The organism is Flavobacterium sp. (genome assembly GCF_044348915.1).
GTDB lineage: Bacteria > Bacteroidota > Bacteroidia > Flavobacteriales > Flavobacteriaceae > Flavobacterium.
This window is the reverse complement of the sequence record NZ_JBIKRX010000023.1, coordinates 1-23,607: the sequence shown is the minus strand read 5'-3', so window position 1 is coordinate 23,607 and position 23,607 is coordinate 1. Positions and strand designations below refer to the sequence as shown.

The window sequence follows — 23,607 nt, the reverse complement described above, 5'->3', positions numbered from 1 at the left end:
TAAATTTGACTTTCAAAAAAAACAAATTGATTTCCAAAACCACCATAGATACTGTGTTCGAAACCGCCCGAGTTGAGGAGGTTATTGGCGATTTTGTACAATTGAAACGTGCCGGAAGTAACTTCAAGGGATTGAGTCCATTCTCGGACGAACGCTCTCCATCGTTTATGGTGTCGCCAGCCAAAGGGATTTGGAAAGATTTTAGCTCCGGAAAAGGTGGCAACTCAGTCGCTTTCTTGATGGAACATTCCCACTTTACGTATCCGGAAGCCATTCGGTATTTGGCAAAAAAATACAATATCGAAATCGAAGAAACCGAACAATCTGACGAAGAAAAAGCCAATACCGACGTTCGGGAAAGTATGTATTTGGTTTCTGAATTTGCCAAAGATTATTTTCACAACACCCTTTTACATTCTGAAGAAGGCAAAGCCATTGGTCTTTCCTACTTCAAAGAAAGAGGTTTTACAGGCGAAACCATCAAGAAATTTGTACTTGGATATTCGCCTGAAACTTGGGATGCATTAACCAAAGAAGCACTAGGAAAAGGGTACAAATTAGAATTTCTTGAAAGCACCGGATTGACGATCCCTCGAGAAGACAGACCATTCGACCGCTTCAAAGGCAGAGTAATGTTCCCTATTCAGAGTATGTCAGGCAGAATTTTAGGTTTTGGAGGACGCATTTTGGCAAATGATAAAAAAGCGGCAAAATACCTCAATTCGCCTGAAAGTGAAATTTATCACAAGAGCAAAGTTTTGTACGGAATTTATCAAGCCAAACAATCCATTGCCAAAGAAAATAATTGCTATTTGGTCGAAGGGTATACCGATGTAATTCAATTTCACCAAGCAGGAATCGAAAATGTAGTATCCTCATCTGGCACAGCTTTGACACCCGATCAGATTCGTTTGATTAATAGATTGACCAAAAATATTACTGTCCTTTTTGACGGTGATGCAGCCGGATTGCGCGCTTCTATTAGAGGAATCGACTTGATTCTCGAAGAAGGGATGAATGTAAAAGTCTGTGCTTTTCCCGACGGAGAGGATCCAGATAGTTTTGCAAAAAAAACACCTTACGAAGAATTGGTCAAATATTTGGATGAAAACTCCAAAGATTTTATCCAATTCAAAGCATCACTCCTTATGAATGATGCCAAAAACGACCCTATAAAAAAAGCAGATTTAATTCGGGATATGGTTGTTAGTATTTCGAAAATTCCAGACCGAATTCAAAGAGAAATTTACGTTCAGGAATGTGCTCGAATTATGGATATTTCGGAACAAGTTTTGGTAAGTACTTTGGCGCAGTTAGTTCAAAAAGACATCTCTGAACTTGGAAAAAAACAGAAGCAGGAGCAAAAAGCTTTTGAAGTTGTCAAAAACGAAACTCCTGTTCAGGTTCAAAAAATTGATATTCTTTATGGCTTGGAACGAAAAATCATTGAAATTCTCTTGCTATACGGTAATAGCGTCCAAGAATTTGAAGATGTGCTTTTGAAAACCAATGAAGAAGGTGACATAAAAGAATTCATAGAAAAAAAGGAATACAAAGTATACCAAAGAATATATTTGAGTTTACATGAAGACGAAACCGAACTCGCAAATCCTTTATTCAGAGATATTTACAACAACCTGATAGACTTCTTAAATCAAAATGAGACCTTCAGCGTAGAACAATACATAATGCACTTACATCCTGATTTAGCGCAGGAAGTAACAGATATTGTGATGGCAGACGAAAGGGTAACGCTACACAATTGGGAAGGGCAAAATATTTTTCCAAAAACAAAAGACCAAACTATTAGTCAATACGTCTCTGAAACTATTCTTACTTTAAGATGGTATTTGGTCGATAGAATTATCGAAGAAATAAAAAGCTCAATATTATCAGAACCAGGGTCTGATAACATTGAGCCTTTATCAATGGCGATGGATTATTCCAAATTAATCAATTCTTTTTCGAAAAAATTAGGTAGAGTAATGTCTCGCTATAACTAAACTATTTCAAGTGTTTTGGCTTTGTTTACCAAATCCACTAAGTTAGTAACATTCAATTTTTGCAACAATCTTAATTTATACGTACTAATCGTTTTTTCATTAAGACTAAGGATTTTAGAAATCTCATTGTTTTTCTTACCGTCACTCAAATAGCGCAGCACTTCGACTTCACGATTCGAAAGTTTGCGATACAAACGCTCACTTTTGTTTTGTTTCGCAATAAGCGCAAGGTTTTTCTTAACCGTTTCATCAATGATGATTTTACCTTGATTCACTTTGATAATTGCTTGACCCAAAGTTTCAAGTTTTTCTTTCTGTGAAACAAAACCTGCAACCCCAGCTTTTATAGCATTTGGAGCATATATTTGTTCAGAAAGGTCACTGAAAATGATGATTTTAGTTTTTGGAAAATTTTTCAAAATATTTTTTACTTCAAAAATACTAGAAAGACCTTCTAATTCAAGATCCAAGATCAATACATCAATCTCCTTCGTTAGGAGGATGTCTCTTACCATTAAAAAGTTTCCAACATTGGCTACTATCGAGATCGAATCGTGATCTTTGAAATACGATTTCACTCCGAAATGCACTACGGGATGGTTATTGGCTAAACAAACTTTTATCATAATTTAATTTTTTTTAGAAATGTTTGTACTTACGAATAAGTAAAGTTAATTAAAAAACTTTAAACTTCACAAAAAATATTAGAAAAATACTACTTAATATCGTTTTCTATGATGCAAACTGGAATTGCTATCATCTTATGCTGATTTATGGTATTCAATTTTTTAAAGATTTCGAACACTTTTTTCTCCCTTCCATCAAAATCCGAAGCAGTTTTCCCATTCTCGTCCTCTAGCATAGCCCATTCTAATTCATCATAACTAGCGCCCAACTGATCTTCATCTGTTCTATCATCCCCAAACAAACCATCGGTTGGCGAAGCCTCTAAAATGGAGTTTGGAATTTGCAAATATTTACCCAAGGCATACACATCCGACTTCATTAAATCAGCAATTGGACTCAAATCTACTCCTCCATCACCGTATTTAGTATAAAACCCAACACCAAAATCTTCAACTTTATTTCCTGTTCCAGCGACTAGCAAACCGTGAATCCCGGCAAAATAATACAAAGTCGTCATACGTAAGCGAGCTCGTGTGTTGGCCAAAGACAAACTTACCTTGTCTATATTATCCACAGCAGGAACAATAGATTTGAAATTATCAAAAACCGAAGTTAAATCGGCCTCAGTATTAGTAACATTCGAAAAACGATTTTTCAATTGATTAATATGTTCTCTACCCCGATTTACTTGGCTTGGAGCTTGATGAATAGGCATCTCCACACACAAAGTCGGCAAACCTGTTTGAGCACAAAGCGTCGAAGTTACTGCCGAATCTACTCCGCCAGAAATCCCCACAACAAAACCATTAACTTTTACGTTCTCAGCATAGGTTTTTAACCAGTTGACAATATGCGTATTTACTTTTTCGACATGAATAGTACTTTTTTTAGACATAATAGATAAGGTTTTTAAATGGTAGGTATTGTATATTTGCAAAAATAATAATTTTTAGGAGCTATTCCTGCTATCCGTTGCAATCTTGTTCAATAAATACTATTTTTCTATGCAAAAAAGCAGCTTCCGTTGGTCGCTCATTTTTTACAAGAAAAATTGGCATTTATTTTCGCAAGGATTTCCACTTTTATCAGGGCTAAAAAAAATAAAATGAGAAGAATACTTTTACTACTTACCATTGGGTCCATTTTTGTTTCTTGCGATAAGAAAACAAAAGTCGAAAAAGCAGTTCAAAACATTCCTGTAGAAATCAAAGTAGAGCGCTTTGACAAATATTTTTTTGAAACTTCCCCAAACGATTTAGGGCAACTAAAAAAAAAATATCCCTATTTCTTTCCGCAAGGAACGCCAGATAGCGTTTGGTTAGAAAAAATGCAAAATCCACTTTGGCGAGAACTATACGCCGAAGTTCAAAAAAAGTACTCCGATTTTGAACCCGTAAAAAAAGATCTCAACACGCTGTTTCAACACCTAAAATATTATTTCCCAGAAACAAAAAATCCAGAAGTGGTTACCGTTATTGCCGAAATGGATTACAATAACAAAATAATTTATACCGACAGTTTGGTGGTGATAGCTCTAGAAATGTACTTGGGAAAAGAACATAAGTTTTATCAGTTCCCTAAGTACTTGAAACAAAATTTCGAGCAAAAACAGATACTTCCCGATTTAGTTTCAAGTTTTTCTGCACAAAAGATTGCCCCTAACCGCGAACGGAATTTGCTAAGCCAAATGGTTTATTACGGAAAACAATTATACCTAAAAGACTTGGTTCTGCCGGATTACACTGACGCAGATAAAATAGGATACAGCTTAGAACAAAATAAATGGTGCGAGGACAACGAAGGGTATATGTGGCGTTACTTCCTAGAAAATGAATTGTTGTACAGCGACGATCCAAAATTAGACAACCGATTTATAAACCCTGCGCCTTTTTCGAAGTTTTATCTCGAAATCGACAACGAATCTCCAGGAAGAGTTGGTGCTTGGGTAGGTTGGCAAATGGTGCGATCATTTATGAATAATAATGATATTCCGCTTGAAAAAATGCTGCAAATGAATGCTAAAGAATTATTTGAAAAATCTAAATACAAACCTAAAAAAAATGGCGAATAACAATAAATCCGAAATTAAAATTCAAATTGAATTAGACGACAACCGCATTCCAGAAAAATTATCTTGGGCTGCCGTTGAAGGTGGAGTCGAATTAGAAGAAGCTAGAGCTTTTATGCTCTCGGTATGGAACAGCGACGAAAAAACTACAAAATGTATCGAATTGTGGACCAAAGATATGCCGGTAGACGAGATGAAAATCTTCTTTCATCAAACCTTACTCTCGATGACCGAAACTTTCCAGAAAGCTACAGGCGACGAAAAAATGTCCGCGACAATGCAGGATTTTTGCGATTATTTTGCAGAGAAGCTGGAATTGAGAAAATAAAAAAAAATAAAAAAATCCCAAATTTCAATTATTAAAATTAGAATTTGGGATTTTGATTTTAGTTTTAAAACTCACTATTGTTCTTGAAAACCTCCATATTTACCTCATCAATGTAGCTTAACAGTTCTTCTTTTCCGGTAGATTCAGTAGCTGAAGTAACAAAATATTGTGGCATTTCAGCCCAATTATTGGCAAACATTTTCTTTTTGTATGCAGCAATATGAGAATCAATTTTTGTTTTACTTATTTTGTCCGCTTTGGTAAAAATAATACAAAACGGAATTTCACTTTCGCCCATATACGCCATAAATTCAATGTCGATATTTTGCGCTTCGTGACGAATGTCAATCAGCACAAAAGCACAAACGAGTTGTTCTCTTGTTTCAAAATAATCGGTAATAAACTGCTGAAAAACGGACTTGGTTTTTTTAGAAACTTTAGCATAACCATAACCCGGTAAATCGACCAAGAACCAATTATTATTGATTTTGAAATGATTGATCAATTGGGTTTTTCCAGGCCTTCCCGAAGTTTTGGCCAAATTTTTATGATTGGTCAACATATTGATCAATGAAGATTTCCCTACATTGGATCGACCAATAAAAGCATACTCCGGCAAAAAGTCTTTTGGACATTTATCTACTTGAGAATTACTTACGATAAATTCGGCTGTGTTAATTTTCATAATTATTGGTATAAAGTCTTAGCCGCGGTTTAGTGTGCCTTCAAATGAGTGTGACTTAACCAATCATCAAGCAAGCGATTGAACTCGTCTGGATGCTCCATCATTGCTGCATGACCACATTTTTCTATCCAGTACAAAGTAGCATTTGGCATTAATTCGCTAAATTCTTCAGCAACCGAAGGAGGAGTAACTCTGTCGTTTCTTCCCCAAATCAAGCAAGTTTGAACATGCATTTTTGGCAAATCTTTAGCCATATTATGTCGGATGGCACTTTTAGCTATAGTCAAGGTTTTAATCAGTTTAATTCTGTCATTAACTGAGGCGTATACTTCATCAACAAGTTCTTTGGTAGCAATTTTTGGATCATAAAATACGTCCTCTGCTTTCTTTTTGATGTACTCATAATCCCCTCTTTTAGGATAACTATCTCCCATTGCGCTCTCGTATAGACCTGAGCTTCCGGTCAATATAAGTCCAGCAACTTTTTCTGGATACATTTTCGTATGATACAAAGCAATATGCCCTCCCAACGAATTTCCGAGCAAAATCACTCTATCGAAGCCTTTGAAAGTTATAAAATCTTTCACGTATTTTGCAAAAGCTTTTACGTTAGTTTTCAAAATGCTTTGAGTATAAATAGGTAAATTAGGTATAATAACTTTATACCCTTTTTCAGAAAAATAACTAGCAACTGCATCAAAATTGCTTAAACCTCCCATTAAACCGTGTAAAACAACAATAGGGGTTCCTTCACCAGCCTCATAAAAGCTGTATCTGCCTTCTTTCTTCAAGTATTTTTCCATACGTTTTGTCGCAAATTTTCTATGCCGACAAAGATAGGTTTTATAACTTAAAAATAATTCTTGGAGTGGAATTTTATAGTTTTAAATCTATTCTCTTTTAAAAACGAGTAAATCAATAAAAAAACAAAATCGTTTTTGAGCAAAATTTAAATGATCAAACCGCTCATTCAACTACGATTTTAGATGCATTAACCTTCTGAATTAATACTAAAATTATTACACCCTATTCCGAAGTCCAATTTTTATCTAACGCTCTGATTGACTATAAACTAAGCATTCTGCATCAAAAGTGGTAAAACTTATTAACAAAGTGGTATTTTGTGGTAAATTGTGGTAAATATTTTTCTATTTTTGCTCTACATCATTTAACTAATCTGAACTTGAATACAATTGTCGGTACATACGAATGTAAAGTCGATGCCAAAGGAAGGCTCCTTCTGCCTGCGCCTTTGAAAAAGCAATTGGCTTCATCACTTCAAAACGGCTTTGTTTTGAAACGTTCTGTATTCCAACCTTGCTTGGAATTATACCCTATGGAAGAATGGGATTTGATGATGCAAAAAATCAATAAACTCAACCGTTTCGTTAAGAAAAACAACGATTTCATAAGAAGATTTACTGCTGGAGTAAAAATTGTTGAAATTGATGCTTTAGGAAGATTATTAGTTCCGAAGGATTTGGTGGCTTTTGCTAGCATTTCAAAAGATGTTGTATTCTCGTCAGCAGTGAATATTGTGGAGATTTGGGATAAAGATTTATACGAAAAATCGATAAGCGGAGAAGATGTAGATTTTGCAGATTTGGCCGAAGAAGTAATGGGAAATACAAATGACGACAATGGAATATCATAATCCTGTTTTGCTTCACCCTACTGTAGATGGCTTGAATATCAAGCCGGACGGCATCTATGTTGACGTGACTTTTGGTGGCGGTGGTCACTCAAAAGAAATTTTAAGCAGATTGGGGCCAAACGGAAAATTGTTTGCTTTTGATCAAGATGAAGACGCTTTGGCGAATGCTTTGCCTGACGAACGATTTACCTTAATCAATGAAAATTTCAGGTTTATAAAACGGTTTTTACGGTTTTACGGTTTGAAAAGTGTAGACGGAATATTAGCTGATTTGGGTGTTTCCTCGCACCAATTTGATGTTGCTGAAAGAGGATTTTCAACTCGTTTTGATGCTGAGCTAGATATGCGAATGAGTCAAAAAAATGATTTGAATGCTTACAGAGTGGTCAATGAATATGACGATGCCAATTTGAGAAGAGTGTTTTGGGATTACGGAGAATTGAAAAATGCACCAGCTTTGGCCAGAACAATCATAGAAGCGAGAGAACACCAATCCATCAATACAACTGACCAACTGAAAGATGTTTTGGCAAAATATTTACCTGAAAAAATAAGAAATAAAGTTTTGGCACAAATCTATCAAGCCATTCGAATTGAAGTTAATCAAGAAATGGATGTTTTGAAAGAATTTTTAGAACAATCATTAGAAGTTTTAAGTCCCGGTGGAAGACTAAGCGTGATTTCCTACCATTCATTAGAAGACCGATTGGTAAAGCGATACATCAAAAACGGAATGTTCGAAGGGGAACCGGAACGTGATTTTTTTGGCAATTTTTCAGTTCCTTTTAAAACCATTGGAAAGCTAATTATTCCAGATAATGCTGAAATTAAATTAAATAATAGAGCACGAAGTGCCAAATTGAGAATAGCGGAAAAAAAATGAACAACGGGGTTTATGGCATACTAAAAGCAAGGTTTCTCATCGATGATGATGCTATAAAAAGTTGGCGATTCATCGTTTTTCTAATTGCGCTCGCCATCATAATGATTGCAAACACCCAACGTTTTGAACAAAAAATTTTCAAAATAGCGGAACTAACCAATCAAGTGAAAGAGCTTCGTTCGGAATTTGTAGATAGACGCTCTGAATTGATGAAACTGAAAATGGAATCGACTGTTTCGAACAAAATGCTGGAAAGACAAATTTTTCCATCAACCGTTCCTCCAACAAAAATAAAAGTCAAAAAAGCAGTAGAAAAGAAAAATTTCTTTCAAAAATTATGGCAGTAGAAGATAAAAATATTTCTTATAGAATTTATCTAGTGGCGTTTGTCATCTTTATGATGGCAATTGCTATTGCTATAAAGTTGACCAATATTCAGTGGGTCGAAGGCGATTATTATAGAAAATTAGCCAAAGATCGAACAGTTAAAAACTTCGTTATTCCGGCCAACAAAGGAAACATTTATTCTGCCGACGGAAGCCTTTTAGCTACCTCTATCCCAAATTACGAAATCAGATTTGACGCTGTTGCTCCAAAAGCAGAAGCGTTTGAAAAAAACATAAAACCACTAGCCGATTCTTTGTCGGTACTTTTGAAAAAACCAAGCAGTTTCTATTTAAATGAATTGCGAAAAGCTAGAGCAAATAAAAACAGGTACTTCCTAGTTGCTCGCGATTTGAGTTACACTGAATTTGTAAAAATCAAAGGATTTCCTCTATTTAAATTGGGACCTTATAAAGGCGGTATTATTGTAGAACAAGAAACAATTAGAGAACATCCTATTGGAGAAATAGCAGAGCGAACCATTGGCTACGCAAGAAAAAATCCAGATGGAACCCCCGATGGAAAAGGAATTGAATGGGCTTACAGAAAATACCTCGACGGTAAAGATGGTAAAGTCTTGAAACAAAAAATTGCTAAAGGACAATGGAAACCTATTAGCGACGTTAACGAAGTTGACCCAAAAGATGGTTATGATATTCTATCAACTATTGATGTGTACATTCAAGATATCGCACATCACGCTCTACTAAAACAACTAGAATTGTATCAGGCAGACCACGGATGTACAGTAGTAATGGAAACCAAAACGGGAAAAATAAAGGCAATTTCTAACTTGGGCAGAGCAGCTAATGGCACTTATTTCGAAACTACAAACTATGCTTATGCAGAGTCACACGAACCAGGATCCACCTTCAAATTAGTGGATCTAATGATTCTTTTGGAAGATAAAAAAATAGATACAAGTGCCGTATTCAATACTTACGGCGGTATTATTAAATATTCTGGAAAATCCGTAAGAGATTCTCACGAAGGCGGTTATGGAAAAATTTCGTTAGCTAGAGGTTTTGAGGTTTCTTCTAACACGGTAATGGTTCAGGCAGTTTACAACAATTACAAAAATAATCCAGAGCAATTTGTAAATCACATCAATGCGATAGGCTTAAATAAAAAACTAGGGTTAGAATTCAAAGGCGAAGGAACTCCATATATACCTCAACCTAGTGATAAAAACTGGTCTAATCTATCATTGCCTTGGATGGCCTTTGGTTATGGTGTTTCGGTTACCCCACTGCAGACTCTTACCTTATATAATGCCATAGCAAATAACGGCAAAATGGTCAAACCACAAATTGTTTCCGAGGTAAAGCAATGGGATAAAACCATCAAAAAATACAACACTGTTGTAATGAATCCAAAAATTTGCTCGAAAGAAACCATTAATAAAGTGCAAGCAGTTTTAGAGAATGTTGTAAAAAGAGGAACTGGAAAGGCGCTTTACTCAAAAGATTTTTCAATGGCAGGTAAAACAGGTACCGCTCAAGTAAATTATGCAAAAAATGGAGGTTCTGAGAAATATTACGCCTCATCCTTTGTAGGTTACTTTCCAGCGGATAATCCGAAATATTCTTGCATTGTCGTGGTCCACAAACCGAGCACAGTCAACAACAATTATTATGGTGCTGATGTCGCTGGGCCAGTATTTAAAAGAATTGCTCAAAAGATTTTCACCGATGCCCCTTCTACAAATGAGATCAATAACATCGACAGAAAAATTTTAAAACAAGAGAAAGACTACAACTCCTATTTCGCAAAAAATCAAAAAGAGCAAAAGTCAAAAATACCAAATGTAAAAGGAATGGCTGGAATGGATGCGGTTGCCTTATTTGGAAATCTTGGATTAAAAGTAAAAATAATTGGCATTGGTAAGGTGAAGAAACAATCCATCCAAGCAGGCGAACCATTAGATAAAAATTCAACTATAATATTAGAATTATCGTGATAGTGTTAAAAGACATAATATACAAAGTAGCTATCGAATCTGTGAAAGGTTCGACAGATATCGCTATTCATAAAATGGATTTCGACTCAAGAAAAATTTCAGAAAATGACGTTTTTGTCGCAATAAGAGGAACTATTTCAAACGGTCACGATTTTATTGAAACCGCTATTTCAAATGGTGCAATCGCAGTGGTTTGCGATACTTTGCCTGAAACTCTCCGAACTGGGATTACCTACATACAAGTTAAAGACACCAATAAAGCTTTGGCTTTTATGGCGGCTAATTTCTATGACAATCCATCCGAAAAATTAAAACTTGTTGGAATTACGGGAACAAATGGTAAGACTACCATAGCGTCCCTATTGTTTCAATTATTTCAAAAAGCAGGATTTAAAGTTGGATTGCTGTCCACAGTAAAAATAATTGTTGATAATATTGAATACAAAGCAACCCATACCACGCCAGATTCTTTAACGATAAATCATTACTTGAATGAAATGGTTGATGCAGGTATTGAATATTGCTTTATGGAAGTGAGCTCTCACGGAATTCATCAAAAAAGAACCGAGGCTTTGCATTTTGTGGGAGGAATTTTTACCAACTTATCGCACGATCATTTAGATTATCATCCAACATTCGCTGAATACCGAGATGTAAAAAAATCATTCTTTGATAATTTGCCAAAAACAGCCTTTGTTTTATCTAATATCGATGATAAAAACGGCCAAGTGATGCTGCAAAATACTGTAGCAAAAAAACTGACTTACGCGCTAAAATCATATGCTGACTATAAAGCGCAAATTCTCGAAAATCAATTGTCAGGATTATTGTTGAAAATAAATGGACAAGAAGTCTGGGTAAAACTAATCGGCACTTTCAATGCTTACAACCTTTTAGCCATTTACGGAACAGCTGTTCAATTAGGCATTGAAAATTTGGAAGTGCTTCGTTTGCTCTCTGATTTAGAAAGTGTGTCAGGCCGTTTTCAATTTATTGTTTCTAACGCCAATATAACAGCTATAGTAGATTACGCTCATACACCAGACGCTTTAGAAAATGTACTGAAAACAATCAATGACATTCGGACTAAAAATGAACAGTTGATTACAGTTGTAGGTTGTGGCGGAAATAGAGACAAAGCAAAACGTCCTATAATGGCAGGAATTGCCACAGAACTTAGTGATAAAGTTGTACTAACATCGGACAATCCTCGAAATGAAGATCCTGAAGTGATCATCAATGAAATGGAACAAGGTGTAGCACCACAAAACTTTAAAAAATCATTATCGATTACTGACAGAAAGCAAGCTATTAAAACCGCTTGTCAACTGGCGCAACCGAATGACATTATACTAATTGCAGGTAAAGGTCACGAAACCTACCAAGAAATACAAGGCATTCGTCACGATTTTGACGATATGAAAACTGTAACCGAATTACTAAACCAACTCAATAAATAGAAATATGCTATACTACTTATTTGAATATTTAGACAAAATAATGGATTTTCCCGGCGCAGGAGTTTTCCAATATATCACATTCAGATCGGCCTTAGCCTTTATGCTTTCATTGCTTCTATCCACTATTTATGGAAAAAGAGTTGTGACTTTTTTGAGAAATCAACAAATTGGTGAAACTGTAAGAGAACTTGGCCTAGAGGGACAAAATGAAAAAAAAGGAACACCAACGATGGGTGGGATAATTATCATTTTTGCTACATTAATTCCCGTTTTTCTATTCGCTAAACTTCAAAACATATACATAGTATTGTTAGTTGTGACCACTTTATGGATGGGAACCATTGGGTTTATTGATGATTATATCAAAGTATTCAAAAAAGACAAAGAAGGCCTAAAAGGAATCTTCAAAGTTTTCGGCCAAGTAGGTTTAGGACTAATCGTTGGCTCTGTTTTATATTTTAGTCCAATTGTAACCGTGCGTACTGATACAGCTAATAGTGACTTTTTCAAAGCAACTACCGAAAATGTTATCAAACAAGCACCCGTTTACGAAAAATCGACAGCGACAACAATTCCTTTTCTCAAAAACCACGAATTCGACTATGCTGAACTATTAGCTTGGACTGGTGAAGGATATAAAAACTGGGCCTGGTTAATATTTATTCCCATGGTAATTTTTATCATCACAGCGGTTTCTAATGGAGCCAACCTTACGGATGGGATTGATGGCTTGGCGGCGGGAACCTCAGCAGTCTCGGTACTTGCTTTAGGAATATTCACTTTTGTATCTGGAAACATCATTTTCTCCAACTACCTCAACATAATGTACATTCCTTATTCAGGTGAAATGACAGTGTTTATTTCTGCATTTGTTGGTGCTTTAATTGGATTTTTATGGTACAACTCCTACCCAGCTACAGTGTTTATGGGAGATACCGGAAGTTTGACAATTGGAGGGGTAATTGCTGTTTTGGCAATTGCTGTACGTAAAGAGTTGCTGATTCCATTTTTCTGCGGAATATTCTTAGCCGAAAATTTTTCAGTGGTTTTGCAGGTAGCTTATTTCAAATACACCAAAAAACGCTTTGGCGAAGGCCGACGAATATTTCTAATGTCGCCTTTGCACCATCACTACCAGAAAAAAGGATATCACGAAAGTAAAATTGTAACTCGTTTTTGGATTGTAGCTATAATGTTAGCCATTTTATCAATCGTGACATTAAAATTAAGATAATGAGACTAGTAGTTTTAGGAGGTGGCGAAAGCGGAGTTGGCACAGCAATTCTAGGCAAGTCAAAAGGCTATGATGTTTTTGTGTCTGACTTTGGAAAAATAAAAGAAAGCTACAAACAGGTTCTAATACAAAATGAGATTGCTTGGGAAGAGGAAAAACACACAGAAGAATTGATTTTGAATGCTGATGTGGTCATGAAAAGTCCTGGAATTCCAGAAAAAAAATCAGCAATTGTAATAAAACTGGTCGAAAAAGGGGTTCCCGTTATATCAGAAATAGAGTTCGCAGCGCCTTTTACAAAAGCACTAACGATAGGAATAACAGGCAGCAACGGTAAGACAACCACAACAATGTTGACCTACCATTTGCTAAAATCCGCTGGATTAAATGTAGGATTAGGAGGGAATATTGGAAAGAGTTTTGCTTGGCAAGTAGCTGATGATTTATACGATAGTTATGTTCTGGAATTAAGCAGCTTTCAGTTGGATGGAATCGCAGATTATAAGCCGCATATTGCCATAATTACAAACATAAGTCCAGACCATTTAGACAGATATGATTACAAATATGAAAATTATATAGCATCAAAATTTAGAATAACAATGAACCAAACTGAGGACGATTACCTCATCTATGATGCAGATGATGAAGCAATCTCAGAATGGCTAAAAACCAATAAAACAAAAGCGCAACTAATTCCCTTTTCGTTGACACAAACTATCGAAATGGGAGCATTTATAAAAGAAAAAACAATGGAAGTAAACATCATCAACGAAGAAGAATTCACAATGGAAACTGAAACTATGGCACTTGAAGGAAAGCATAATATGAAAAATGCAATGGCAGCAACTTCTGTAGCAAAATTGATGAAAATTAGAAATGCAACAATTAGAGAAAGCTTGTCCAATTTTCAAGGCGTAGAACATCGTCTAGAAAAAGTGCTGAAAATTCAAAATGTGAAATACATCAACGATTCAAAAGCGACAAATGTAAATGCAACATTCTTTGCATTGGATAGTATGAACACCCCAACCGTATGGATTGTCGGTGGTGTGGACAAAGGAAATGATTACAACGAATTGATGTCGATGGTTCGCGAAAAAGTAAAAGCCATCATTTGCTTAGGTGTTGACAACAAAAAAATCATTGATATGTTCGGCAATGTTGTAGACATTATGATTGAAGTAAACAATATGCAAGATGCAGTAAATATGGCTCAAAGATTATCTGAAAAAGGAGATACAGTATTATTATCTCCAGCTTGTGCGAGTTTCGATTTATTCGAAAACTATGAAGATAGAGGAAATCAATTCAAAAATGCTGTTAGAAATCTATAAAAAAGGTCTTTGGTTTTAGCGCTTTGTCTTTACACAAAACCCGAAAAAAGAAGAATGAAAGAACTAGTAAACAACTTAAAAGGCGACAGAGTAATATGGTCATTCGTGGCCCTATTAGCCTTGTTTTCGTTTATGCCTGTTTTCAGCGCGAGCAGTAACTTGGCCTATATAGGTCAAGGTACAGGAAATACTATTAGCTATTTACTAAAACATTTAGCGCATATTTTTATTGGTCTTATCATAATATACTGGGTTCATAAAGTGCCATTCCACTATTATAGAGGAATTTCATTAATTGCCCTACCAATCGTTTGGATATTACTTGGCTACACACTAATAAAAGGAACTGTTATTGCAGGAGCCAATGCAAGTCGATGGATTCAAGTGCCATTTATTAAGATATCATTTCAAACTTCGACATTGGCAACTATAGTTCTGCTAATATTTGTTGCAAGGTATTTATCAAAAAAACGGGAGGAAGAAGACACGTTCAAGGAATCATTAATTCAACTTTGGCTGCCTGTTTTCATAACATTAGGAATGATTTTACCAGCCAATTTCTCGACTACTGCCTTGATATTTTCGATGATATTGATGCTAACATTTGTGGGTAAGTACCCTATAAAATATTTATCATTCATTATTGGTGCCGGAATAGCAGCACTACTGCTATTCGTATTGCTATCCAAAGCATTCCCTGATTCGCACTTATTTAGTAGAGTAAGCACTTGGCAAAGCAGAATTGAAAATTTTACTTCAAACAAACCTGGCGAAGACGATTACCAGATTGAAAAAGCGAAAATTGCCATTGCTTCGGGCGGAGTTTATGGAGTGGGACCTGGAAAAAGTGTGCAAAAACATTTCTTACCGCAATCCTCATCGGACTTTATTTATGCTATCATCGTCGAGGAATGGGGACTTATCGGTGGTTTTGGAATTTTAACTTTATATCTTTTGTTATTTATTAGATTCGTCATTGCAGCACACAAGGCAAACTCCTTATTTGGCAAACTGCTAGTCGTCGGACTTGGATTTCCCATGATTTTTCAGGCAATGATCAATATGGCCGTTGCGGTAGAATTATTACCAGTCACTGGGCAGACCTTACCACTGATCAGTAGCGGAGGAAGTTCGATCTGGATGTCTTGCATTGCTTTAGGAATTATAATCAACGTCACTAAAAAAGAAGAGGAGATTGCCGAAGAAAACAAAGAAAAAGCAAAAAGAGAGGCCGCTCTAAAAAAACTAATTGATAAGCAATTAGAAGAAGACGAGGATGAGGAGGAAGAAGCAATAGAAGAAAATTACTCGATTCAAGATAATGCCAATAATCCGATGAAAGCGGTTATGAACAAATAGCAAATCTTTAAGCAAAAAATAATTTTTAGGACTAATGGAAAAATTAAAATTCATATTAAGTGGTGGCGGTACAGGAGGACACATCTATCCTGCCGTTGCGATTGCAAATGAACTAAAATCTCGTTTCCCTAACGCCGAATTTCTTTTTGTGGGAGCCAAAGATAAAATGGAAATGCAAAAAGTCCCCCAATCCGGGTACAAAATAGAAGGTCTTTGGATAGCAGGTTTACAGCGAAAACTAACCTTGCAAAACGTTATGTTTCCTTTCAAATTGATCGACAGCTTATGGAAATCCAGAAAGATTCTTAAAAAATTTAAGCCAGACGTTGTAATTGGCACTGGAGGTTTTGCCTCAGGTCCTTTATTGCAAATGGCAAATACCTTGAACATTCCAACGGTTATTCAAGAACAAAATTCTTTTCCGGGGATCACCAACAAATTATTGAGCAAAAAAGCAAACAAAATTTGTGTGGCTTACGAAAATCTAGAACAATTTTTTCCAAAAGAAAAAATGATTCTGACTGGAAATCCAGTTCGTCAAGATTTAATCGACATTGAAAGTAAAAAAGCTGAGGCAATACATTATTTTAATTTAGATGTTACAAAAAAAACACTTTTAGTCCTTGGCGGAAGTCTTGGTGCAAGAAGAGTCAACCAATTAATTGAAAAAGAACTAGAAACTTTCGAATCGCTAGATGTTCAAGTAATATGGCAATGTGGCAAATTATATTTTGAAGATTACAAGAAATACAATTCTGACAATGTGCAAGTTTTGGCATTTATAGATCGAATGGACTTGGTTTATGCCGCAGCAGATATAGTGATTTCGCGTGCTGGAGCATCATCAGTTTCCGAGCTATGTATTGTGGGGAAACCAGTAATATTCATTCCGTCACCAAATGTTGCCGAAGACCATCAGACCAAAAATGCCAAGTCTATCGTTGATAAAAAAGGGGCATTAATGATTAAGGAAACTGAACTCGATTCAGAATTTAGCCTCGTTTTCGAAGCCTTATTGAAAGATCAGGGTAAACAAGAACAATTAAGTAAAAACATCAAGCTATTGGCTTTGCCATACGCTACCAAACAAATCGTAGACGAAATCGTGAAATTAATACAATGAATCTAAACCAAATACATAACGTCTATTTCATAGGAATCGGAGGTATTGGAATGAGTGCTTTAGCACGCTATTTCAAAGCTATTGGAAAAAATGTGTGCGGTTATGATAAAACTGAAACCGAGCTAACAAAAGAGCTAAATGAATCAGGGATAGCCATCCATTTTGAAGATAATCTCGATTTAATTCCAAAGGACTATTTAGTAGAAAACACACTTGTAATCATTACTCCGGCAGTTCCAAAAACACATTTGCAATGGAACTACTTCTTGAAAAACAACTATGAAGTTAAAAAACGAGCTGAAGTTTTAGGAATAATTACCAAAGACACTTTTTGTTTTGCAGTAGCAGGAACACACGGAAAAACAACAACATCAAGCATACTCGGTCATATTCTATTTGAAAGTGGTGTGGATGTAACAGCGTTTGTTGGCGGAATTGTAGAAAATTATAATTCAAATTTAATAGGAAACGGTAAAACGGTAACAGTCGTAGAGGCCGATGAATTTGACCGTTCCTTTTTGCACTTACATCCAGATATCGCTTGCGTAACTTCAATGGATGCCGATCATTTAGACATTTATGGAGATAAATCTTCAATTGAAGCTTCTTTCAAAGAATTTGCTAATAAAGTAGAAGATAAAACCAAACTATTCATTACTGATGAACTTCCTTTAAAAGGAGTTACTTGTACAATAAATGCGGAGGCTGATTATTCTGCCTTCAACATTAGAATTGTAAAGAGTCAATATGTTTTTGATGTAAAAACACCAACAGAAACATTACAAAATATTGAATTCGGCTTACCCGGAAAACACAATTTAATGAATGCACTGATGGCATTGGCAATGGCAAAAACTTTTGGCCTCCCAACCGAAGACATTGCTAGTGCCCTGCGTTCATTTAAAGGAATCAAAAGAAGATTTTCATATCAAATAAAGACCGACAAATTAGTTTATATAGATGACTATGCGCATCATCCAACCGAAATTAATGCAGTTCATCAAGCAGTGCGAGAATTATATCCAAATCAAAAAGTATTGGTTATTTTTCAACCACATTTGTTTAGTAGAACTAAAGATTTTGCCGATGATTTCGCCAAAAGTTTGTCAGCATTCGACGAAATTTTGCTATTAGATATTTATCCCGCCAGAGAATTACCAATGGAAGGAATTACATCAAATTGGTTACTGGGAAAAATTGAAAATAACAGTAAAAAATTAATTACAAAACAGCTATTAATTCCTATAATAATTGACAGTGACGCAACCGTCATCGTAACTATTGGTGCAGGAGATATTGGAGAAATGGTAACAACAATTAAAAATGCCCTGAATGAAACTATTTAATTGGACAAATATTCGATTAATACTGATGTTTTCATTGGTTCTATTTCTGTATTCGTTTACTTCAAATCGAAATAATCACAGAAAATTGACCAAATCAGTGGTCGTTTTTGTAGGAGACAACGCACCATTTATTACCCAAGAAACGGTTAATAAATTGTTAATAGAAAATAATTTAGATGTTAAAAGTATAGGTAAAGATAAATTAGATTTGAATAGATTGGAAAAAAGGCTGAACAAGCACGAAATGATTGAAAAATCTGATGTGTTTGTTAGTGCCGACGGGGTATTAAAAGCAGTGGTGAAACAAAAAACTCCCATAGCAAGAGTTTATGACGGGGACACTTCCTTTTATATTGATTATAAAGGAGATCAGATGCCTTTGTCGCAAAATTATACGGCTAGAGTTCCACTTGTTTCAGGGGAAATAAATAAAAAAAATAGCGAAAAATTAGCCGAGTTATTACGGATAATCTACGACGATGAATTTTTGAAAAAAAATATCATTGGTGTACAGATTATGCCAAACGGAAGCTTAAAAATGTTGAATAGGAATTATAATTATCAAATTGATTTTGGTGGAATTGTAAGAATGCAAGCCAAATTCAATAATTACAAAGCTTTTTTTCAAAAAGCAGTTTTAGATAGTTCTTTATACAAATATAAAACAATCGACCTGAGATTTGCGCAGCAAGTGGTTTGTACTAAAAAATAGAAAATGGAAAAAGAAAATATTGCAGTAGGTCTAGATATTGGCACCACAAAAATCGTTGCCATGATCGGCAAGAGAAATGAGTACGGAAAATTAGAGATTTTGGGTGTTGGAAAATCCAAAAGCCTAGGTGTGGCCAGAGGTGTTGTAAACAATATCACTCAAACCATACAATCTATTCAGCAAGCTATAGCTGAGGCCCAAAATAAATCAGGATACAAAATCAACAATGTGGTTGTAGGAATTGCCGGTCAGCACATTCGCAGCATTCAACATAGTGATTATATCATCAGAACAAATGCTGAAGAAGTAATTAGTAATAGCGACATCGATCTTTTGATAGGTCAAGTAAACAAATTGGCTATGCTTCCTGGAGAAGAAATAATACATGTTTTACCACAAGAATATAAAATCGACGGTCAATCAGATATCAAAGAGCCTATTGGTATGTATGGTGGCCGCTTAGAATCAAGTTTTCACGTTGTTGTAGGGCAAGCCTCTTCGATAAGAAATGTAGCTCGATGTATTCAGAGTTCGGACATTGAATTGTCAGGATTAACCCTAGAACCTTTGGCATCGGCAAATGCAGTTTTGAGCCAAGAAGAAAAAGAAGCTGGAGTCGCATTGATTGATATTGGCGGCGGGACTACGGACTTAGCTATTTTCAAAGACGGAATTATACGCCACACTGCTGTTATTCCTTTTGGAGGAAACGTAATTACAGACGACATCAAAGAAGGATGCTCGATCATCGAAAAACAAGCTGAACTGTTAAAAGTTAAATTTGGTTCCGCTTGGCCTGGTGAAAATAAAGACAATGAAATCGTTTCCATTCCAGGTTTAAGAGGAAGAGAGCCTAAAGAAATTTCGCTGAAAAATTTGTCTAAAATCATTCACGCACGTGTTGTGGAAATTATCGAACAAGTTTTCACAGAAATCAAGGATTATGGACACGATGATCCTCGAAAAAAACTGATAGCTGGGATAGTGTTGACAGGTGGTGGAGCTCAACTAAAACACATCAAACAATTAGTAGAATACATCACAGGGATGGATACAAGAATTGGCTATCCAAACGAACATTTGGCTGGGAATTCAGATGAAGAAATATCCTGTCCTCTCTATGCAACAGTTGTCGGCTTGGTTATGAATAGCATAGAAAACAAAACACAAAGTGCTGTTAAAATTGAAAAACATACAGAACACACAGTCGCAAGACCACCAAAAATAGAAATAATTGAGGAGGAAATAGAAGAAGTAATTCAGGATGTAAAATCACAGAAAGCAGACAAAAAACAAACTGACACGCATTCAAACAAAAAGAACTTTTTTGACTTAAGTGGCTACTTAGGAAAAATAAAAGAATTCTTAGACAACGCAGAATAAAAAACTAATTATATAAATAAAATAATAAAAACCATAAGATGATGAGCAACTCAGAATTTGGCAGTATTTCGTTTGATTTACCAAAAAACCAATCAAATGTGATCAAAGTTATAGGTGTAGGTGGAGGCGGAAGCAACGCCATAAACCACATGTTTAAACAAGGAATTAGAGGCGTAGATTTTATCGTTTGTAATACCGACTCTCAAGCGTTAGACAATAGTTCGGTGCCAAACAAAATTCAATTAGGCGTACACCTAACAGAAGGACTAGGAGCTGGAGCAAATCCAGATGTTGGACACCAATCTGCAATTGAAAGTATCGAAGAGATTGAAAAAATGCTTGATAGCAACACCAAGATGGTTTTTATCACTGCCGGAATGGGTGGAGGTACCGGAACAGGTGCAGCGCCAGTAATTGCTCAATTGGCCAAAGAAAGAGATATCTTAACCGTTGGAATCGTAACATTACCATTTCAATTTGAAGGAAAAGTTCGTTTAGAACAAGCACAAATTGGAATTAATAAATTGCGAAAACAAGTAGATTCTCTTATCGTCATCAACAACAATAAATTAAGAGAAGTCTATGGAAACCTTGGTTTTAAAGCTGGATTTTCAAAAGCTGATGAAGTTTTAGCTACAGCCTCCAGAGGTATTGCTGAGGTAATCACGCACCATTATACTCAAAATATCGATTTAAAAGATGCTAAAACTGTTTTAGCCAATAGCGGAACTGCCATAATGGGATCTGCCGTTGCAACAGGGGCAAATAGAGCCAAAGAAGGAATTATTTCTGCTTTAGATTCTCCTCTTTTAAATGACAATAAAATTACCGGAGCCAAAAACGTATTGTTGCTCATCGTTTCTGGTTCTGATGAAATCACTATTGACGAGATTGGGGAAATCAATGACTATATCCAAAACGAAGCGGGACACAACGCCAATATCATTATGGGTGTTGGTGAAGACGAATCACTTGGAGACTCTATTTCTGTAACAATTATTGCTACTGGATTCGATATTGAACAACAACGTGAAATCGTAAACGTAGAACCGCCAAGAATAATACACACTCTTGGAGACGAACAAAAAAACGTTTATGATTTAACCAATAAAGCTGTAGCTACTTACACTAACACCATTGAAACTCCTATAGCAAAAACAGAGGATAGAATTGTTTTTGAATTATTAGAAGAAGATCTAGCGGAAATCATAGAAGAAGTTAAAGTAGAAACCGTTGCAGAAGTACAAGCAGAAATAATTGAGGAGGTACAATCAGAAATCTTTGCAGTAGAACCCGTAAAAGTTGTCCTTCAAAGCGAAGAAGTGATGGGTATGAACGAATTCATTAGAAACTTAGATGTGACTTTCGAAATTGTCTCCCCTATCAAAGACTTAGATTTTGTAATTTCATCCAATGAAGTTAAACAAATCGAAGTAGTTGAACCAAAAATTTTCCATAAAGAAGAACAAGCGACTTTATCATTTGACCTGCCTCTTTTTAAGTCTGAACCTATCAAAAGAGAAGAGCCTAAAGCAATCTTTGAACTCAGTAACGAAACAAAAGATATAAAAGTAAACGAACCTGTTCAATTTGTTCCTGTAACAGAATTGACCGACAATGGAATCATTCGCTACAGTCTAGAAGAATATACCGATGTTGAAAATGCATTATTAGATTCTAAACCAGCAGCTACAGCAGTTGTTGAGGAAGTAATTCCTGAAGAATTGAATATCACGATGAAAAAAATTGAGGAAGTGGACAACTCAGTTTCTGCTTTCGAAAATATTTCGCCGATGGATATGACCATTCAAGAGTCAATGAAATTGAGAACAGACGAAAGAAGAAAAAAATTGAAAGAGTTCAATTATAAATTTCACAATAACATTTCAAAAATAGACGAACTTGAAAGAGTACCAGCCTATAAAAGACAAAATGTAGACCTTACAAAATTACAAATTCCAGGTTCAAATTCCAGAATTTCAGTTGGCACAGACAGCAATGATGACTTACAATTGAGATCAAACAATTCGTTTTTACATGACAATGTAGACTAACCAATTCAAACCGAAGTTACCTAACCCGAAAATTAAATTAATTTTCGGGTTATTTTTTTATAAACGATGCCACAAGCAAGGAATGAGTTGCTATTTCGATTAAAATACTTTAAATTTGTGCTCCTGATTGCAACCGTAAAAAAAAGATATTTAATTAATTTATCAGTTTGCAATCTAAAATCTAAAAATCATAATAAATATGAGCTTATCAACACAAATTATGGAGGAAATTAAAACCGCCATGAGAGCTAAAGATACTGTAGCTTTAGAAGCTTTAAGAGCCATCAAATCTGAACTCCTTCTTGCGCAAACTGCAACAGGATCAAAAGAAGAAATCTCAGAAGCTGATGAAATAAAATTACTTCAAAAATTGGTTAAAACACGTAAGGACAGCGCCAAAATTTTTACAGAGCAAAACCGTATGGATCTAGCCGAACCAGAGTTAGCTCAAATTGCTGTCATTGAAAAATTCTTGCCTGCTCAGTTAAGTGAAGCCGAGGTCGAGGTTATCATCGCAAAAATCATTGCAGATACTGGTGCATCAGGAATTGCTTCTATGGGAAAAGTTATGGGAATAGCTTCAGCTCAGTTAGGCGGCACTGCCGAAGGCAAAACCATTTCAATGATTGTCAAAAAACTTTTAGTATAAATATATTTGAATTACGTTTTATAATTCATTAATTAAATATTGGCTGCGTAGTTCAACTGGATAGAATATCAGATTTCGGCTCTGAGGGTTGGGGGTTCGAACCCCTCCGCGGTCACTTATTAGAGTGTTATTTAGAAATAAATAACACTCTTTTTTTTGTTCGTAAAGCAAAAAAGTTAATCACAAAAATCATTTTACTCTATTAATAAATTCACTAACTTTAAGGTGTATTTATATAAAGTCTAATATGTAATTACAAATAATATATGTATCTTTACTCAAAAAAACCATGAGTAGAGCAGCATTAAGAGTAACAAATTATAGTTCCGAAGAACTGAAAGCATTATTGAGAAAAGAC

At 35.5% G+C, this 23,607-nt stretch carries 21 protein-coding genes and 1 tRNA gene; 18 read left to right on the top strand and 4 right to left on the bottom strand.

The annotated features are described in order from the left end of the window. Positions 1-26 precede the first annotated feature (26 nt). Positions 27-2,003 (top strand): DNA primase, encoded by a 1,977-nt coding sequence (gene dnaG / locus ACIQ1E_RS06190; protein ID WP_396169684.1) that lies wholly within the window; start codon positions 27-29, stop codon positions 2,001-2,003. Here dnaG and ACIQ1E_RS06185 read toward each other — a convergent pair. Both ACIQ1E_RS06185 and nadE read right to left on the bottom strand, forming a co-directional pair. Then, a complete protein-coding gene (locus ACIQ1E_RS06185; RefSeq protein ID WP_133276322.1) occupies positions 2,000-2,629 on the bottom strand; it encodes a response regulator transcription factor in 630 nt (209 codons plus the stop codon). The genes dnaG and ACIQ1E_RS06185 overlap by 4 nt on opposite strands. 89 nt (positions 2,630-2,718) lie before the next feature. Further along, a complete protein-coding gene (gene nadE / locus ACIQ1E_RS06180; protein ID WP_396169682.1) occupies positions 2,719-3,525 on the bottom strand; it encodes an NAD(+) synthase in 807 nt (268 codons plus the stop codon). A gap of 210 nt (positions 3,526-3,735) precedes the next feature. Between nadE and gldB the strand changes: the two genes are divergently transcribed. Both gldB and gldC read left to right on the top strand, forming a co-directional pair. Further along, positions 3,736-4,701: a gliding motility lipoprotein GldB gene (gldB, locus tag ACIQ1E_RS06175; RefSeq protein ID WP_396169679.1), complete on the top strand. Its 966-nt coding sequence runs from the start codon at positions 3,736-3,738 to the stop codon at positions 4,699-4,701. Next, positions 4,691-5,026, top strand: coding sequence for a gliding motility protein GldC (gldC, locus tag ACIQ1E_RS06170; RefSeq protein WP_396169677.1), 336 nt, complete (start codon positions 4,691-4,693; stop codon positions 5,024-5,026). Before gldB ends, gldC begins: the two co-directional genes overlap by 11 nt. Positions 5,027-5,090: 64 nt before the next feature. On the opposite strand, the gene yihA is transcribed toward gldC, so the two are convergent. Next, positions 5,091-5,711 (bottom strand): ribosome biogenesis GTP-binding protein YihA/YsxC, encoded by a 621-nt coding sequence (gene yihA, locus ACIQ1E_RS06165; protein WP_396169675.1) that lies wholly within the window; start codon positions 5,709-5,711, stop codon positions 5,091-5,093. 29 nt (positions 5,712-5,740) lie between these two features. After that, entirely contained in the window at positions 5,741-6,514 is a 774-nt protein-coding gene (locus ACIQ1E_RS06160) for an alpha/beta fold hydrolase (protein ID WP_396169673.1), read from the bottom strand. Positions 6,515-6,894: 380 nt separating this feature from the next. Here ACIQ1E_RS06160 and mraZ point away from each other — a divergent pair, with 380 nt between their 5' ends. The 15 genes from mraZ to ACIQ1E_RS06085 all read left to right on the top strand — a co-directional run bounded on the left by mraZ (position 6,895) and on the right by ACIQ1E_RS06085 (position 23,364). Further along, a complete protein-coding gene (gene mraZ / locus ACIQ1E_RS06155) occupies positions 6,895-7,365 on the top strand; it encodes a division/cell wall cluster transcriptional repressor MraZ (RefSeq protein ID WP_396169672.1) in 471 nt (156 codons plus the stop codon). Continuing rightward, complete coding sequence (rsmH, locus tag ACIQ1E_RS06150) at positions 7,343-8,248, top strand: 16S rRNA (cytosine(1402)-N(4))-methyltransferase RsmH (protein WP_396169670.1); 906 nt, start codon at positions 7,343-7,345, stop codon at positions 8,246-8,248. Before mraZ ends, rsmH begins: the two co-directional genes overlap by 23 nt. Continuing rightward, positions 8,245-8,595 carry an FtsL-like putative cell division protein gene (locus ACIQ1E_RS06145; RefSeq protein WP_396169668.1) on the top strand — a complete coding sequence of 117 codons (351 nt, stop codon included), beginning with the start codon at positions 8,245-8,247 and terminating at the stop codon, positions 8,593-8,595. Before rsmH ends, ACIQ1E_RS06145 begins: the two co-directional genes overlap by 4 nt. Next, positions 8,586-10,592, top strand: coding sequence for a penicillin-binding protein (locus tag ACIQ1E_RS06140; RefSeq protein WP_396169666.1), 2,007 nt, complete (start codon positions 8,586-8,588; stop codon positions 10,590-10,592). The genes ACIQ1E_RS06145 and ACIQ1E_RS06140 overlap by 10 nt, the downstream gene beginning before the upstream one ends. Further along, the gene (locus ACIQ1E_RS06135) at positions 10,589-12,052 is read left to right on the top strand and encodes a UDP-N-acetylmuramoyl-L-alanyl-D-glutamate--2,6-diaminopimelate ligase (protein ID WP_396169665.1); all 1,464 of its coding nucleotides are present in this window, start codon (positions 10,589-10,591) and stop codon (positions 12,050-12,052) included. The genes ACIQ1E_RS06140 and ACIQ1E_RS06135 overlap by 4 nt, the downstream gene beginning before the upstream one ends. Before the next feature lie 4 nt (positions 12,053-12,056). Next, on the top strand, positions 12,057-13,286 hold the full coding sequence (gene mraY, locus ACIQ1E_RS06130) for a phospho-N-acetylmuramoyl-pentapeptide-transferase (RefSeq protein WP_396169663.1): 1,230 nt from the start codon (positions 12,057-12,059) through the stop codon (positions 13,284-13,286). Continuing rightward, positions 13,286-14,623: a UDP-N-acetylmuramoyl-L-alanine--D-glutamate ligase gene (gene murD / locus ACIQ1E_RS06125; RefSeq protein WP_396169662.1), complete on the top strand. Its 1,338-nt coding sequence runs from the start codon at positions 13,286-13,288 to the stop codon at positions 14,621-14,623. Before mraY ends, murD begins: the two co-directional genes overlap by 1 nt. Before the next feature lie 54 nt (positions 14,624-14,677). Continuing rightward, positions 14,678-15,982 carry an FtsW/RodA/SpoVE family cell cycle protein gene (locus tag ACIQ1E_RS06120; protein WP_396169660.1) on the top strand — a complete coding sequence of 435 codons (1,305 nt, stop codon included), beginning with the start codon at positions 14,678-14,680 and terminating at the stop codon, positions 15,980-15,982. Between the two features lie 34 nt (positions 15,983-16,016). After that, positions 16,017-17,105: an undecaprenyldiphospho-muramoylpentapeptide beta-N-acetylglucosaminyltransferase gene (gene murG / locus ACIQ1E_RS06115; RefSeq protein WP_396169658.1), complete on the top strand. Its 1,089-nt coding sequence runs from the start codon at positions 16,017-16,019 to the stop codon at positions 17,103-17,105. Further along, complete coding sequence (murC, locus tag ACIQ1E_RS06110; RefSeq protein WP_396169657.1) at positions 17,102-18,451, top strand: UDP-N-acetylmuramate--L-alanine ligase; 1,350 nt, start codon at positions 17,102-17,104, stop codon at positions 18,449-18,451. Before murG ends, murC begins: the two co-directional genes overlap by 4 nt. Then, entirely contained in the window at positions 18,438-19,163 is a 726-nt protein-coding gene (locus ACIQ1E_RS06105; RefSeq protein WP_396169655.1) for a cell division protein FtsQ/DivIB, read from the top strand. Before murC ends, ACIQ1E_RS06105 begins: the two co-directional genes overlap by 14 nt. Before the next feature lie 3 nt (positions 19,164-19,166). Continuing rightward, a complete protein-coding gene (gene ftsA / locus ACIQ1E_RS06100) occupies positions 19,167-20,546 on the top strand; it encodes a cell division protein FtsA (protein WP_396169653.1) in 1,380 nt (459 codons plus the stop codon). 38 nt (positions 20,547-20,584) lie between these two features. Continuing rightward, on the top strand, positions 20,585-22,600 hold the full coding sequence (gene ftsZ, locus ACIQ1E_RS06095; RefSeq protein ID WP_396169651.1) for a cell division protein FtsZ: 2,016 nt from the start codon (positions 20,585-20,587) through the stop codon (positions 22,598-22,600). A gap of 199 nt (positions 22,601-22,799) precedes the next feature. Next, positions 22,800-23,249 carry a GatB/YqeY domain-containing protein gene (locus ACIQ1E_RS06090; protein ID WP_396169649.1) on the top strand — a complete coding sequence of 150 codons (450 nt, stop codon included), beginning with the start codon at positions 22,800-22,802 and terminating at the stop codon, positions 23,247-23,249. A 41-nt stretch (positions 23,250-23,290) separates the two neighbouring features. Further along, positions 23,291-23,364: transfer RNA gene (locus ACIQ1E_RS06085), tRNA-Arg, on the top strand. Positions 23,365-23,607: the final 243 nt, after the last annotated feature.